At 63.9% G+C, this 14,171-nt stretch carries 13 protein-coding genes and 1 pseudogene; 8 read left to right on the top strand and 6 right to left on the bottom strand.

The window, feature by feature from the left end; translation table 11 throughout:
* Window positions 1-35 precede the first annotated feature (35 nt).
* On the top strand, window positions 36-650 hold the full coding sequence (locus tag ACVWY5_RS03205; RefSeq protein WP_028332932.1) for a glutathione S-transferase family protein: 615 nt from the start codon (window positions 36-38) through the stop codon (window positions 648-650).
* 60 nt (window positions 651-710) lie between these two features.
* Window positions 711-2,786: a 2Fe-2S iron-sulfur cluster-binding protein gene (locus ACVWY5_RS03210; protein ID WP_028332933.1), complete on the top strand. Its 2,076-nt coding sequence runs from the start codon at window positions 711-713 to the stop codon at window positions 2,784-2,786.
* 140 nt (window positions 2,787-2,926) lie between these two features.
* Here ACVWY5_RS03210 and ACVWY5_RS03215 read toward each other — a convergent pair whose 3' ends face one another.
* On the bottom strand, window positions 2,927-3,283 hold the full coding sequence (locus tag ACVWY5_RS03215; RefSeq protein ID WP_028332934.1) for a hypothetical protein: 357 nt from the start codon (window positions 3,281-3,283) through the stop codon (window positions 2,927-2,929).
* 143 nt (window positions 3,284-3,426) lie between these two features.
* On the bottom strand, window positions 3,427-4,002 hold the full coding sequence (locus ACVWY5_RS03220; protein WP_028332935.1) for a TetR/AcrR family transcriptional regulator: 576 nt from the start codon (window positions 4,000-4,002) through the stop codon (window positions 3,427-3,429).
* Window positions 4,003-4,070: 68 nt separating this feature from the next.
* Here ACVWY5_RS03220 and ACVWY5_RS03225 point away from each other — a divergent pair, with 68 nt between their 5' ends.
* Window positions 4,071-5,105: a zinc-dependent alcohol dehydrogenase family protein gene (locus tag ACVWY5_RS03225; RefSeq protein ID WP_321176640.1), complete on the top strand. Its 1,035-nt coding sequence runs from the start codon at window positions 4,071-4,073 to the stop codon at window positions 5,103-5,105.
* Between the two features lie 89 nt (window positions 5,106-5,194).
* Here the strand turns inward: ACVWY5_RS03225 and ACVWY5_RS03230 are convergent, their stop codons facing one another.
* Window positions 5,195-7,195: a hypothetical protein gene (locus tag ACVWY5_RS03230; protein WP_321176639.1), complete on the bottom strand. Its 2,001-nt coding sequence runs from the start codon at window positions 7,193-7,195 to the stop codon at window positions 5,195-5,197.
* 577 nt (window positions 7,196-7,772) lie between these two features.
* Here ACVWY5_RS03230 and ACVWY5_RS03235 point away from each other — a divergent pair.
* Both ACVWY5_RS03235 and ACVWY5_RS03240 read left to right on the top strand, forming a co-directional pair.
* Window positions 7,773-8,585: an amino acid kinase family protein gene (locus ACVWY5_RS03235; protein ID WP_028332938.1), complete on the top strand. Its 813-nt coding sequence runs from the start codon at window positions 7,773-7,775 to the stop codon at window positions 8,583-8,585.
* A 14-nt stretch (window positions 8,586-8,599) separates the two neighbouring features.
* Window positions 8,600-9,424, top strand: coding sequence for an amino acid kinase family protein (locus ACVWY5_RS03240; protein WP_028332939.1), 825 nt, complete (start codon window positions 8,600-8,602; stop codon window positions 9,422-9,424).
* 221 nt (window positions 9,425-9,645) lie between these two features.
* On the opposite strand, the gene ACVWY5_RS03245 is transcribed toward ACVWY5_RS03240, so the two are convergent.
* Window positions 9,646-9,930: a hypothetical protein gene (locus ACVWY5_RS03245; protein WP_028332940.1), complete on the bottom strand. Its 285-nt coding sequence runs from the start codon at window positions 9,928-9,930 to the stop codon at window positions 9,646-9,648.
* A 303-nt stretch (window positions 9,931-10,233) separates the two neighbouring features.
* Here ACVWY5_RS03245 and ACVWY5_RS03250 point away from each other — a divergent pair.
* Window positions 10,234-10,461 (top strand): annotated as a pseudogene (locus ACVWY5_RS03250) (cupin domain-containing protein); the annotation flags it as partial.
* 171 nt (window positions 10,462-10,632) lie between these two features.
* Here ACVWY5_RS03250 and ACVWY5_RS03255 read toward each other — a convergent pair.
* On the bottom strand, window positions 10,633-11,766 hold the full coding sequence (locus ACVWY5_RS03255) for an acyl-CoA desaturase (RefSeq protein ID WP_321176658.1): 1,134 nt from the start codon (window positions 11,764-11,766) through the stop codon (window positions 10,633-10,635).
* A 352-nt stretch (window positions 11,767-12,118) separates the two neighbouring features.
* Window positions 12,119-12,727 (bottom strand): WHG domain-containing protein, encoded by a 609-nt coding sequence (locus tag ACVWY5_RS03260; protein WP_028332943.1) that lies wholly within the window; start codon window positions 12,725-12,727, stop codon window positions 12,119-12,121.
* Window positions 12,728-12,839: 112 nt separating this feature from the next.
* On the opposite strand from ACVWY5_RS03260, the gene ACVWY5_RS03265 reads away from it, so the two are divergent.
* Window positions 12,840-13,535: a PspA/IM30 family protein gene (locus tag ACVWY5_RS03265; protein WP_028332944.1), complete on the top strand. Its 696-nt coding sequence runs from the start codon at window positions 12,840-12,842 to the stop codon at window positions 13,533-13,535.
* Between the two features lie 69 nt (window positions 13,536-13,604).
* Window positions 13,605-13,880 (top strand): YiaA/YiaB family inner membrane protein, encoded by a 276-nt coding sequence (locus ACVWY5_RS03270; RefSeq protein ID WP_028332945.1) that lies wholly within the window; start codon window positions 13,605-13,607, stop codon window positions 13,878-13,880.
* The last annotated feature ends 291 nt before the right edge of the window (window positions 13,881-14,171 follow it).

Below are 14,171 nucleotides of genomic sequence, written 5' to 3' on the forward strand. Positions count from 1 at the left end.
GGGAATGAACCCGTCCACCACATCAGGAACGGCACATGAAGCTCTATCACTTCGCTCTCTCCGGCCACGCGCATCGCGCGCGCCTGTTCTTGTCCCTGCTGGGAATTCCGCACGAACTTGTTGACGTCGACCTCAAGTCCGCCGCGCAGAAGCGGCCGGAATATCTCGCGCTCAACCCGTTCGGCCAGGTGCCGGTGCTCGACGATGGCGGCACCATCATTGCCGATTCCAACGCGATCCTGGTCTATCTCGCGACCAAACTCGGCCGCACCGACTGGCTGCCGCAGGATGCAAAGGGCGCTGCCGCGGTCCAGCGCTGGCTGTCGGTTGCTGCCGGCGATCTCGCGTTTGGGCCCGCTGCGGCACGCCTCATCACCGTGTTCGGCGCGAAGCACAATCCGGACGACGTGATCGCGCGGGCGCATGTCCTGCTGAAGCGGCTCGAAGCCCATCTCGCCGGTCGCGACTGGCTGGTCGGTACGGCGCCGACAATCGCTGATGTCGCGCTCTACAGCTATCTGTCCAGTGCGCCCGAAGGCAATGTCGATCTCTCCGCCTATGCGCGCGTCAACGCGTGGCTGCGCCGGATCGAGGCGCTGCCGGGCTTTGTGGCCTTTGCCAAGACCCCCGTCGGTCTGGCCGCTGCGTGACCTGCTGACCGGGCGTGCCGTCGGGCGCGCCCGTCCAACCCCGAAGGGGAGGGTAATACGATGAGCGACAGGCGAACCAAGAGCAAGCTCGCGACCTGGCATGCCGGCGAAAAGACGATCCAGCAGCAGGTCGGCGTCGCCGAGAAGATGGAGGCTGTCGGCCAGCGCGCGGTGCGGGACTTCATGCCCGACCAGCATCGCGATTTCTTCGCGCAGATTCCCTTCATCGTCGTCGGCAGCGTCGACCGAAGCGGCGACGCCTGGGCTTCGTTGCTGGCCGGCAAGCCCGGCTTCATCTCCTCGCCGACACCGCGCGGCCTCGAGATCGATGCGCGGCCCGACGCCAGCGATCCCGTCAGCGAGGGGATGCGCGAGGGCGATGCGATCGGACTATTGGGAATCGAATTGCACACGCGGCGCCGCAACCGTGCCAACGGGCTGCTGCGCGCATCGTCGGGCAAGGCACTCAGCTTCGAGCTCGATCAGAGCTTTGGCAATTGCGCGCAGTATATCCAGCTCCGCGATTTCGCCTTCGTGCGCGCGCCGGATGAACCTTTCGCGGGAGAGATCGAGGCGAGCACGACGCTCGATCGGTCCGCGCGCGACATGATCAAGGCGGCCGACACGTTCTTCGTGGCGTCCTATGCCGAGCGTGAGGACCGTCGCCAGGTCGACGTCTCGCATCGCGGCGGCCGAGCGGGCTTCGTCCGCGTCGCCGACGACGGCACGCTGACGATCCCAGATTTCGCCGGCAATCTGTTCTTCAACACGCTCGGCAACATCCTCGTCAACGGCAAGGCCGGGCTGGTGTTCGTCGATTTCGAGACCGGCGACCTGCTGCAGCTGAGCGGCGATGCCGAGGTGATGCTGGACTCGCCGGAGATCGCGGCGTTTCAGGGCGCAGAGCGGCTGTGGAGCTTCCGTGCCCGCCGCGTCGTGCGCCGGCGCGGCGCGCTGCCGTTGCGCTGGGCGTTCCGGGCCGAAGGCTGGTCGCCGAATTCGCTGATGACCGGCGACTGGGTGCAGACCGCCGAGCGGATCCGCGCCGCCGAGCGCGCCGCGCAGTGGCGGCCGTTCAAGGTCGCCAGGATCGTCGACGAGAGCCGATTGATCCGCTCGTTTCATTTGCAGCCGGACGACGGTGCGGGGTTGCTTCCGCACCGGGCGGGACAGCATTTGCCGATCCGTCTCTCGTTGCCAGGTATCGACAAGCCGGTCATCCGCACCTACACGCTGTCGGTCGCGCCGTCGGACGGCCTGTACCGGATCAGCGTGAAGCGCGACGGTGTCGTATCGCAGTATCTCCACGACACCATCCATGTCGGCGACATCATCGAAGCGCGTGCTCCGGCCGGCGGCTTCACGATCGATGCGCGCGAGAAGCGGCCCGCGGTGCTGCTCGCCGGCGGTGTCGGCATCACGCCGCTGCTCGCGATGCTGCGCCACGTGGTCTATGAGGGGCTGCGCACCCGCGGCATCCGGCCGACATTCCTGTTTCAGGCCGCGCATGCGAAACAGGACCGCGCGTTCGGCGATGAAGTGCAGCAGCTGGTGGATGCCGCCGGCGGCGCGGTGCGGATCATCCGCATCCTCGGCGATGTCGGCGGCGCCGAGCAGGGCACAGATTACGATGCTGCGGGACGGATCGACATGGCGCTGTTATCGCGCGTCCTGCCGTTCAATGACTACGACTTCTATCTGTGCGGACCGCCGCAGTTCACCCAATCGCTCTATGACGCCCTGCGCGGCTACAACATTGCCGACGGCAGGATTCACGCCGAAGCATTCGGTCCTTCATCGCTGGTCCGGAAGCCCGACCTCGTCACCGCAGCGCCGCCGCGCCGACCGCCGGCGACGACGCCGATCCCGGTCGCCTTCACCACATCGTCGAAGGAGGCGCGCTGGACGCCGGAGGCGGGGACGCTGCTCGAACTGGCGGAAGCGCGTGGCCTTAGCCCCGCCTTCAGCTGCCGGGAGGGCAATTGCGGAACCTGCCGAACGCGATTGCTGGCAGGCGCCGTGACCTATGTGAAGCAGCCCGCCGCCGAGGTGGCCGATGACGAGGCGCTGATCTGCTGCGCCGTGCCGGCGAAGCCGGAGGCCGACGGCGAGGACGGGATCCAGCTGGATCTCTGATCAGCCGCACTGGGACTGCGCGGTGGTTAAAGCCCATGAGATTAGGTTGAGCTGGAACGGCGTCGAAAGTTCGCTTCTCCCCGGTGGGGAGAGGTGAACCGAGACCGCGGCAAGCCGATGCAACGAAAATTTATCCCGCTTTAGCCCATGCTGCCCGGCATGAAGCAGCGTGGCCTCGGATGCCCGTCCAGATAATACGGCCACACCATGGTGCGGCCGGCACGGTTCGGTCCGGCGACGACGGCCTCGTCGGGAACGTCGACCCACTCGCCTTCGAGCCGCACACGATAGTGGCCGTCCTTGGTGTCCCAATCGGCGTCATCGACACGCTTCGCGTCGCTGCCGTCGCAGCAGGGGCCCTTGACGCTGCGCAGGCTCTCATACCAGGCGTTCAATTCGGGATGCCCGTGATCATGGGCCTGCGCCGGCCCGATCGCCGGCTTCGCCAGCAGGGCGGTGACCACGACGAGCGCCGCACGCCAAAACCGTTTGTTCATCTGATCCCCAAAATCCGGAAAGCCCATGACAGCCAACCCGGACATGGTCATCGAGATCAGGACATCAATCAGATGATAATCGTAATATAATCACATTCGTGAGAGCAGCGGAGCTGCTGCCGGAAGGCCGGGTGCCGACAAACTCAGGCGAGCAGGCTCATCACCTGGTCGATCACGGCCTTCACCTGCTTCGAACCCGGCCTCTGGTGCGCGAGCGCCAGCAGTCCGGCATGCACCACCATGATGGTGCGGGCGGTGACGTCGGGGTCAAAGCCCTTCCTGAACTGGGCGCGATCGGTGCGCAGCCGCGCGCGCAGCAGCTCTTCAAGCCGCCGGTTGTAGCGCTCGATGCTCTTGCGGAGCTCGACCTGGTCGAGCGAGCCGTCGGTCGCGGAATTGATCGACAGGCAGCCGCGCTGTCCCTTCTCGCCCGAGCAATAGGGAATGAAGCCGGTAAGCCACTGCCTGATGACGTCCCGCGCGGGCCCCGGCTGCGCCAGCACGCGCTCGGCCCAGCCGAGGATGCCGTCGTGATAGCGGTCCAGCACCTTCAGGAACAACGCGTTTTTGTCGCCGAACGCCGCATAGAGGCTGGGTTTGGCGACGCCGCTCGCCGCCGTGATGTCGTCGAGCGAAGTCGCCTGAAAGCCCTTCTGCCAGAACATCTGGCGGGCGATTTCCAGGACATCGTCCGGATCGAAGCTGCGCGGCCTTGCCATATCCGTCTTTTATGTACTCCCGCGTCGGATGTGAAGCCTTCACCTTGCCGTGAAGGCAGGTCCGGCTATTGACGCAATTCACATTTTGTACTTTAAAGTACATAATAAAATCGGGAGATCACGCCATGAAAGCGGTTCAGGTCGTTGCGTTCGGACATGCAGCGGAGGTGGTCAAGCTCAACGAGGTGCCGGACGTCGGCAGCCCCGGCCCCAATGAGGTCGTGGTCGCGGTGGAGGCCGCGCCGATCAACAATTCGGATTTCATGATCATCGCCGGGCGCTACGGCTATCTGCCGTCGCCGCCGGCCACGCTCGGGATCGAGGGTGTCGGGCGGGTCGTCGCCGCCGGAGCGCAGGTGAGGAACCTGAAGGAAGGCGACCGCACGCTGATTCCGTTCACGGTCCCGACCTGGACCGAACGCGTCAAATTCACCGCGTCGTGGCAGCGCCCGCTGCCCGACAACGCGGATGTCCGGCAGCTCTCAATGATCGCCGTCAATCCGGCCACCGCCTATCTGCTGCTGACCGATTTCGTGAAGATTCCGCGCGGTGGCTGGGTGATCCAGAACGGCGCCAACTCGGCCACGGCGCGGGCGGTGATCGCCATCGCCAAATCGCTCGAGCTCAAGACCGTCAACATCGTCCGCCGCGAGGAAGTCGTGGACGAGGTCAAGGCGATCGGCGGCGATGTCGTTCTGGTTGACGGCCCCGGTCTCGCCAAACGCGTCGCCAATGAAACGGGCGGGGCGCCGATCCTCCTGGCGCTCGATGTCGTCGGCGGCACCTCGACTCTGAACCTGATGAACTGTCTGGCGCCGAAGGCGGTGCTGGTCATTTACAGCGCGATGAGCGGGCAGCCGTTCTCCGGCTCGGCCCTGAGCGTGATCTTCAACGAGGTGTCGGTGCGCGGCTTCTGGCTCGGCCATTGGGGCAGGACCGCGACGGATGAAGCGTTGGCCAGGATGTACGACCATCTCGTGCCGATGGTCGCATCGGGAGCGATCAGCGCGCCGGTGCTGGGCAGCTATCGCCTGGAGGATTTTTCACAGGCGATCGCGCAGGCGGCCGCATTCAAGGGCAAGGTGATCTTCACGCCAGGCTAGGCCGTGTCCCCGGAAATTTGCCGGCGCGCCACGGCGCTGCCACGCCGCTTTCGCTGACATGTGTCCGCACGACGTCACGCCGAAGGCGGCTAGACGATGGTCGAGAGCGCGAACGCGTGCCACGCGCTCCAGTCAATGCCATCGAACGCCCGCACATACATCGTTTCAGTGCCGGTGCCGGCGCCACCACGCATCCAGACATCATTGATGTCGGCGGCGCTGACGTCGATTGCGGTGCCGGCCGCCCAATGGGAATTCGTGGAGGTCCAGAAATAGCCGCTGCTGGCGCCCGTGCCGCCATCCCAGAACTGATACCCGGTCGCGGCATTGCCGTCGGTGTCGGAATAGGACAACAGGTTGCTGATCTGGCTCCACTCGTTGACGTGTAAGGTCTGATCGCTGATCGAGGCGGAGGGGGCGTGGTTCGGCAGGCTGGTCAGGACAAAGCTGTCCCAGGCGCTCCAGCTCGTTCCGTCGAACGCGCGCACATACATGGTGTCGGTCCCACCGGCGGTGCCGCCTCGCACCCAAATGTTGGCCAGATCGGACGCTGAAACGTCGATGGCCGTGCCGGCCGCCCAGTGTGAATTGTCGGGCGTCCAGAAATAGGCGCTGTTCGCAGCCGTGCCGCCGTCCCAGAACTGGTACTGGGTGATCGCATCGCCGTCAGCGTCGGATGCCGAGGTCCAGTTGACAAGCTGCGCCCATTGCGCGGCGTTCAGCGAATGATCGCTGATCGCCGCGGACGGGGTCGCATTCGTCGACGTCAGGGTAAAGCTGTCCCAACTGCTCCAGGCGGTGCCGTCGAACGCACGCACATACATGATGTCGGTGCCGGTCGTCGAGCCACCCCGGATCCAGAGATTGGCCAGATCGGATGCCGAAACGTCGATCGCGGTGCCGGACGCCCAGTGTGAATTGTCGGGCGTCCAGAAATAGGCGCTGGTCGCGCCGGTGCCGCCGTCCCAGAACTGGTACTTGGTGATCGCGTCACCTTCGGCATCGCTAGTAGTGAGCCAGCCCTGTGGCTTGGTCCATTGATTGACGTGCAGCGACTGGTCGTTGATGGTCGCGACCGGCGCCGTGTTTGGCGTCGACGTCACGGCGAATGTGTCCCAGGCGCTCCACTCCGTTCCGTCGAATGCTCTGACCCACATCGTCTCGGAACCGGTTGTCGAGCCGCCATGGATCCAGACATTGGCGAGGTCAGCAGCCGAAACGTCGATCGTCGTGCTGGCAGCCCAGTGTGAATTGTCGGGTGTCCAGAAATAGGCACTGGTTGCGGCGGTGCCGGCGTCAAAGAACTGGTATTTGGTGGCTGGATCCCCATTGGCATCGGAGTAGCTCAGCCAGTTGCTCACGGTAATCCATTGATCGACGTGCATGGAATGATCGCTGGCCGTCACGACGGGCGGGGTATTGGTCGACGTCAGCGTGAAGCTGTCCCAGTTGCTCCAGTTCGTTCCGTCGAACGCTCTGACCCACATCGTCTCGGAACCGGTTGTCGAGCCGCCCTTGATCCAGACATCGGCCAGGTCGGCGGCCGAAACTTCGATCGTCGTGTTGGCAGCCCAATGGTCATTGGTGGAAGTCCAGAAATAGGCGCTGGTTGCGGCGGTGCCGGCGTCCCAGAACTGGTATTTGGTGGCTGCATCTCCGTTGGCATCGGAGTAGGTCAGCCAATTCTGGGCTTGCGTCCATGTATTGGTGTGCAACTGCACGTCGGGTACGGTGACAACCGGCACAGTGTTTGGAATCGTCGTGAGTGTGAAAGACGTCCAGTTACCCCAATCGGTCCCGTCGAAGGCGCGTACCCACAGTGTCTCTGTGCCGCCGACCGCACCGGCACGCACCCACACGTCGGACAGGTCGGATGCCGAAACTTCGATCGTCGTGTTGGCGGCCCAATGGTCGTTGGTGGAAGTCCAGAAATAGGCGCTGTTCGCAGCCGTGCCGCCGTCCCAGAACTGAAACTTCTGCGCGGGATTGCCGTCGGAGTCGGCATAAGTGAGCCATGGCTGTATTTTTTGCCACTGATTGTACAACAGGCTGTGGTTACCAATCGTGACGACCGGTGCGGTATTGGCCATGGTTTGCTTCCTCGTGGCGGGCCGGTCGACACCGGCTAATTTCCAAGGTGCAGCGCAATCAACTTTGCCCTCGTAAAGCGGGCTGGTCCTGCCAGCGTCATTGGGCCGAGAGCATTCCAAAACTCAGCAATATCAGGTCAGCATTGCAGAATTGGGATGTGACGTCTGTGACAGGAATCACCTGTACTGGCCAAGAGTGCTGCGGCAAAATGCCCGGACGTCGCTGTCGAACCTTACGTCGAGATTCGCGACGCGATCGCTGACAATGTAACTGACAACAGTAACACGCTGGGGTCGACGCTTTGCTTTTTGGTCTTGTTGCCTTCTGCAGCACCTTCGGCCAGTGCCGGTCGCACGCTGTGCTGGGCAACCGCATCTCGATCGTCGTGCGCTGACGCAAGCGATGGTCGCTGCGCCAGACCGCGGCTAGCGCGTGCCCGGAATAGTTGCGTCATTGCGGGACGTTAGGACGTCAGCGCGGCTCCATTGTCATTGCAGCTTGAGACCTGCCCGACTTGCCGCTACCAGTGCAGTCCGGCAGCAATGCCGAGCGCATTGGCGATAAGGAACGGTTCTCATGGCGAACACGACGGCGGAGCTTGAAGCGCTCCTGATGCAGCGATCGTTGACCGATCCGCAGCTTCTGGCGACGGCGGAGGCGGCATCGGACTTCCGGATCCTGCCGGATGCCACCGTGATCAAGATCGGCGGGCAGAGCGTCATCGACCGCGGCCGCGCCGCCGTCTACCCGCTGGTCGATGAGATCGTCGCGGCCCGCAAGGCGCACAAGCTGCTGATCGGGACCGGCGCGGGCACCCGCGCCCGGCACCTCTATTCGATCGCGGCCGGGCTTCGGCTGCCGGCCGGCGTGCTCTCGCAGCTCGGCGCCTCGGTCGCCGACCAGAACGCGGTGATGCTGGGCCAGTTGCTCGCCAGGCACGGCATCTCCGCGGTCAGCGGCGCCGGACTTTCGGCCGTGCCGCTTTATCTCGCCGAGGTGAACGCCGTGATCTTCAGCGGCATGCCGCCTTACGGCCTCTGGATGCGGCCGGCACCCGAGGGCATGATCCCGCCCTATCGCACCGATGCCGGATGCTTCCTTGTCGCCGAACAGTTCGGCTGCAAGGCGATGATCTATGTGAAGGACGAGAACGGCCTCTACACCGCGAACCCCAAGACCTCGAAGGGCGCGGCCTTCATCCCGAAAATCTCGGTCGCCGAGATGAAGGCGAAGGGGTTGCAGGATTCGATCCTCGAATTCCCGGTGCTCGATCTGCTCGCCACTGCGCGCCATGTCCGGCAGGTGCAGGTCGTCAATGGCCTCGTACCCGGCAACCTTACCCGCGCGCTCGCGGGCGAGCACGTCGGCACCATCATCACCGCGAACTGAGCAGGGGCACGACCATGGACGCTACCATCAAGCACGTCGCCTCGCCGCTCGCGCGCCAGACCCTGCTCGACAGCGATCTCACCCGTCCCGTTGCCGGCGGTCGCCCGATCCCGCTGCTGCCCTGGGTGCAGGTGGTGAAGATCGGCGGCCGCTCGATCATGGATCGCGGCCATGAAGCAATCCTGCCGATCGTCGATGAGCTGCGCGCGCTGTTGCCCGAACACCGCCTGCTGATCCTGACCGGCGCCGGCATCCGCGCCCGCCATCTCTACAGCGTCGGTCTCGATCTCGGCCTGCCGGTCGGCTCGCTCGCGCCGCTCGCTGCCAGCGAGGCCGGCCAGAACGGCCATATCCTGGCCTGCCTGCTCGCGCCGGAGGGCGTGTCCTATATCGAGCATCCGACCATCGCGAGCCAGCTCGCGATCCATCTCTCCGCGGCCCGCGCGGTGGTGGGCAGCGCGTTTCCGCCCTATCACCATCATGAATTCCCGGTCTCGCGCATCCCGTTGCATCGCGCCGATACCGGTGCGTTCCTGATTGCCGATGCGCTCGGCGCCGCCGGGCTGACGATCGTCGAGGATGTCGACGGCGTCTACTCCGACGATCCGAATGGTCCCGAGGGGAAGAAGGCGCAGCTGCTGCGCGAGGCCAGCCTCGCCGACCTTACCAAGCTGAAGGGCACGCTGCCGTTCGATCCCGCGCTGCTCGAGGTGATGGCCAATGCGCGGCATATCGAACGCGTGCAGGTCGTGAACGGCCTCGTTCCCGGCCGGCTCACGGCGGCGCTGCGCGGCCAGCATGTCGGGTCGATCATCCGCACCGGCGCGCAGCCGGCTTAAATCGAGTCGCGGACTCCACTTCACCTCGCCCCGCGTGCGGGGAGAGGTCGGAATGCATCGATAGATGCATTCCGGGTGAGGGGGAGTCTCCGCGGACGCAGCTATCACCGTACGCGCGGAGGCAGCCCCTCACCCCAACCCTTTCCACGTAAGAACGGGGAGAGGGAGCACAACGCCATTCGAACTAATCCAGTCGGTCCTTTCAGCGCGCGACCGAGGGACTACTTGATCGTCGCGCGCACCGTGATGACCGAGGTGCCGGATGCCTTCGGCCCCTGACCCGTCGCCTTGATCGCGAACGTATCGTTGCCCTTGTACTTGGCCTTCGCCCTGTATTCGAAGGTTGATGCGTTGATCTTCTTCAGCTTGCCGTAGGCCGGCTTCTGCGAGATCGCGGAGTCCGTCACCGTGCCGCGGATCCCGATCGGGATCTGGCAGCTTTGGCCCGAGGCGACGTCGATATCGCCGCTCGAATTCTCGCCCCAATCCGCCAATGTCATCGACATCGAACATTCCGGCACGGGCTGCGCCGAAGACGCCGGCGTGACATTTAATGCAAAGATGAGCGCCAGGGCGGCGACCCCCGACGTCCGCGTGGTGACGATATTCGTTTTCATGCAAAGCCCACTGCTGAAGGTTCTCGGCGCAGGAATCCTGCAACGTGGGAGCAGGGGTGGCAAGGGCTTCGGCTCGCCCGCGCGACATGTGTCGAAATGCTTGGGCGCTTGTTGCGTCGTCGAAGCGCCCTCATAGTCACCGCAGACTTGATCTGATCGGGGCAAAAGCGCGCGTGACAGGGAAGGGTTCCAATGGCTGAAAGCAGCGACGGTCAGGCAAAAGCTCAACAAGCCGGATTTGCCGGCGTCACCCGCAGGACCCTTGAGCGTCTCGCTTTGCCCGGCGATGATCGCGAGCTTGTCGTTGCCGAGGTGACCTATCCGCCCGGCGGGGTGGCCCCGCTGCACCGGCACCCCGTTGGCGGCGTGGTCTTCATCGTCGAAGGCGTTGCCGAGTCCGCGTATGGCGACGATGCGCCGCGCCAGTATCGGGCGGGTGAGACCTTGCAGGATCGACCCGACGTTCCGCACACGCTTGTTTCGCAATTGCGACCCGGACCGGCCGCTGCGCTTCCTGACCATCTACGCGCTCGAACCCGGGCGCGCCTACGCGATGGAGCCGTGAGGTTGGGAAAGGGCCAAGGCAAAATGTTACGATTGGCTCACCTGAGGTTTCGGGTTTGCGCCGGCCATCCGAGGTGGAACGGCGAGCAGGAGGCAAACCGACTCCACCAGGAGTTCATGCGCACGGTCGACAATGTCGTCCAACGAACTCGTCTTCGCGAACATGGCCTGGGCTTCAGCCAACAACCGGTCGCGCGTTGGTATGCTGGGCAGATGCAAGTCGGCGCGATGCTGTAACAGAACAAGCGCTTCCCGCACCGACAATCCGGTTTCGTGGACCGACGATTTGATAGCCTGCGCGATGTACTCGGGATTGAAGCGACCAGCGAGTTGTTCAGCCGTTCGCTTTATCACACGCGATCCCAAGCGCTGCTCGTTGCGGAGAACCTGCGTGGGCGGCGCCTTCAGATTCCAGACAATGCCGAGCAAGGACAAGGTCACCAAAACATAATAGGTCACATCAATCTCCCACCACCGGAAGCCTTGCCGCGCACTGCTTTGGTAGGCGTGATGATTGTTGTGCCAACCCTCACCCATCGTAAACAGAGCCAGCAGCCAATTGTTGCGGGAATCATCGCCCGTAACGTACCGCTTGCGCCCGTGAACATGCGCGAGGGAGTTGATGCAAAACGTGGCGTGATACAACAGCACGGTGCTCCAGAAGAAACCGACCACGAGCCCGGGCCATCCGGCGATCAGGAAGCACAGACCTGCGACCACGATCGCCGGCAAGGCCTCCAATCTGTGAAGCCACATCAACTCCGGATACGAGGCAAAATCCGCAACTTTCGTCAGATCAGTTGCATCGTGCTGTCGATAAAAAATCCACCCGAGATGACTGTACACGAAGCCTTTATGCCCCGGCGAATGCACATCTTGCTCGGTATCCGAATGAAGATGGTGATGTCGATGTTTCGCGGCCCACCAAAGCACGCTTTTCTGAGCGCTGCTTTGGGCGAGGAATGCGAGGATGAATTGAAACGTCCTGCTCGTTGAGTAGGCCCGATGCGAGAAGTACCGATGATAACCTGCGGTGATCGCAAACATGCGCAGCCAGTATAGGGCGACGCAAACTGCAGTCGCTTGCCATGAGACGCCCGTCCAGATCGCCGCCAGACACCCTGCGTGGACCAGCAGAAACGGGAGGACCTGCGGGTACATGATGTCGTCGTGTTGCTGATCTAGATCGATATTGGTGGACACGCTCGCGACCTCAGTTGCTTCAATGCGCGGGCCGCCCGGCCGGATGCTCAAATCCCGGCTTTGGCGGCATTGCACGCGGAGTAATGGTAGCTCCCCGGTCGGTAGACAAGTCGCGGGGTCGCCAAACCAGCGGCTCTGCTAGTACATTGGTTGCAAAAGCAGCATGGCGCCGATTGCCGCAGCTTACGCGGCGCGCAGATTGTTCAGTCCGGTGGTCCGCAACGATTTCAAAAAGCAATCTTCTGTCCTTCGTTGAGAGTGATCAAGCCGGCGCGTTCGCGAGGGCATCGTCTGGTTGCAGGCATCCGCGCTATTCCTTCTTCGCCGTCAGCCCGTCGACCATCGCCCGCGTCAACGTTGCGATCTCGCTGCGCAATGCGCCGATCGGCACCGCGATCAGCTTGTGCTCCAGCCCGAGCGCGACCATGCCGTGCACGGCCGAGAACAGGCTGCGCGCTGTGACGCCGAGCTGCGCCGGCGAACGCTGCGGAAACAGCGCGGCGAGCGGCTTGTAGATGTGGCGGAACAATTCCATCTGCTCGGCGATGGCCCATTCCGGCACCGGCTTGCCGGGCTGCATGCGATGCTCGAACAGCGCGCGCCACAGTTCGAGATTGTCGGCGGCGAAGTCGCAATAGGCGACCGCGATCCGCACCAGCATCTCGCGCGGCGCCGCGGCCCCGCCGATCTCGGCCAGCGACAGCGACGCATCGAGCCGCGCCAGCGTGCGTGAGCCGACGCGCAGGATCAGCTCGTCGACATCCTCGACCAGATTGTAGACGCCGCCATTGGCGACCCCGATTTCCTGGGCCAGTTCGCGGGTTTTCAGGCCGCCGAGACCCTTTGCCGCAATCGCCCGTTCCGACGCTTCGATCAGCGCTTCCCGCAGTTTTGCACGTCGTTCCAATGCCTTGGACATCTTTGATCCTTCGTTAACCATCGCATTGAGCGTCGCTCAAATATTTCTTGAGCAATGCTCATTATGTGGTACAAGAGATTCATGAGCGATGCTCATAACAGGGAGCGATGAAATGTTCAAAACTGTTTTCACTCTTTTCCGCGGCACCGTTGCGGTGGCCGAAGAGGAACTTCAAGACCGCACCGCGCTGGTCATCCTCGACCAGCAGATGCGCGATGCCGCCGCCGCCGTCGACCGCTCGAAGCGGACCCTGGCGCTGGCGATCGCCGGCGACCAGCAGGAGGGCCGGCGGCTCGACGCCACCAACGCCCGGATCGCCGATCTCGAACAGCGCGCGTCGGCGGCACTCGAGGGCGGCCGGGAAGACCTCGCCCGCGAAGCCGCGCAGGCGATCGCCAATCTCGAAGCCGAGCGCGATGCCGCGATGACCGCACGCGCGCTGTTCGCCTCCGAGATCACCCGGCTGAAGCGCCATGTCGGCAACGCCGAGGCGCGCATCGCCGAACTCGACCGCGGCCGTCGGCTGGCCCGCGCATCGGAAGCGGTGCGTTCGCTGCGCCGGAGCGGCATCGAGGCTGCACGCCCCTACGAATCGACGCTGCCGGAAGCGGAGGCGACGCTGAAGCGGCTGCGCGAGCGGCAGATGGAGATCCAGGCCGCCGACGAGGCGTTGATCGAGATCGACGCCGCCGCGGGGCCGCTCGCCACCGCCGAGAAACTCGCCGAGCAGGGTTTTGGCCCGCGCATGAAATCGACCGCCGACGACGTGCTGGCGCGGCTGAAAGCCAGGCGCCCGCCCGCTGCCTGAAACCTGAAGCCTGAACTTCAAGTCTGAAACCAAGCCAATTTCAAACCATCTATCATCAAGGAGACGACCATGAACCAGACCATCCAACCCCACAGCGGCAGCTGGGTTACCTTCACCTACGCGTCCTTTGCGGCCTCCGCCTTCCTCGTCGCCCTCGGCGTGTTCTTCCTGCCGATCGACCTCTGGATGAAGGGCTATCTCACGATGGGCATCGTGATGCTGGTCCAGACCTGCGTCACGCTGACCAAGACGGTGCGCGACAATTACGAGAGCAGCAAGTTCGTGAACCGTATCGAGGACGCCAAGGCCGAGCGCCTGCTGATGGAAGTCTCCAAGGCGGCGTGAGCCGAAGTCAAGTCGAAGCGGCGGGTGGTTTTCCACCCGCCGCTTTCGTCGGGGGCGGGTCTCGCCCCGCGTCATTGCGAGGAGCGATAGCGATGAAGCAATCCATCGCCCCGCATCTGCGGAAGCATGGATTGCTTCGCGGAGCCTGTCATCGGGGCGCGCGTTCGCGCGACCAGTTGGCTCGCAATGACGGGTGGATGGACTGCCGGCGCTTGCGGCCAACTTGTTCCGTTTCCGGAAGGCCTTGTTTACCCTGCGGCAAACAGCGTCAGGTTGCGCTCATGGCTCCTT

The organism is Bradyrhizobium sp. USDA 3256 (assembly GCF_054058275.1).

Coding starts and splice junctions, on each gene's coding strand:
- ACVWY5_RS03205 (WP_028332932.1), top strand. CDS start 36: ATGAAGCTCTATCACTTCGCTCTCTCCGGCCACGCGCATCGCGCGCGC.
- ACVWY5_RS03210 (WP_028332933.1), top strand. CDS start 711: ATGAGCGACAGGCGAACCAAGAGCAAGCTCGCGACCTGGCATGCCGGC.
- ACVWY5_RS03215 (WP_028332934.1), bottom strand. CDS start 3,283: ATGAACAAACGGTTTTGGCGTGCGGCGCTCGTCGTGGTCACCGCCCTG.
- ACVWY5_RS03220 (WP_028332935.1), bottom strand. CDS start 4,002: ATGGCAAGGCCGCGCAGCTTCGATCCGGACGATGTCCTGGAAATCGCC.
- ACVWY5_RS03230 (WP_321176639.1), bottom strand. CDS start 7,195: ATGGCCAATACCGCACCGGTCGTCACGATTGGTAACCACAGCCTGTTG.
- ACVWY5_RS03235 (WP_028332938.1), top strand. CDS start 7,773: ATGGCGAACACGACGGCGGAGCTTGAAGCGCTCCTGATGCAGCGATCG.
- ACVWY5_RS03240 (WP_028332939.1), top strand. CDS start 8,600: ATGGACGCTACCATCAAGCACGTCGCCTCGCCGCTCGCGCGCCAGACC.
- ACVWY5_RS03245 (WP_028332940.1), bottom strand. CDS start 9,930: ATGTCGATGACATTGGCGGATTGGGGCGAGAATTCGAGCGGCGATATC.
- ACVWY5_RS03255 (WP_321176658.1), bottom strand. CDS start 11,766: ATGTACCCGCAGGTCCTCCCGTTTCTGCTGGTCCACGCAGGGTGTCTG.
- ACVWY5_RS03260 (WP_028332943.1), bottom strand. CDS start 12,727: ATGTCCAAGGCATTGGAACGACGTGCAAAACTGCGGGAAGCGCTGATC.
- ACVWY5_RS03265 (WP_028332944.1), top strand. CDS start 12,840: ATGTTCAAAACTGTTTTCACTCTTTTCCGCGGCACCGTTGCGGTGGCC.
- ACVWY5_RS03270 (WP_028332945.1), top strand. CDS start 13,605: ATGAACCAGACCATCCAACCCCACAGCGGCAGCTGGGTTACCTTCACC.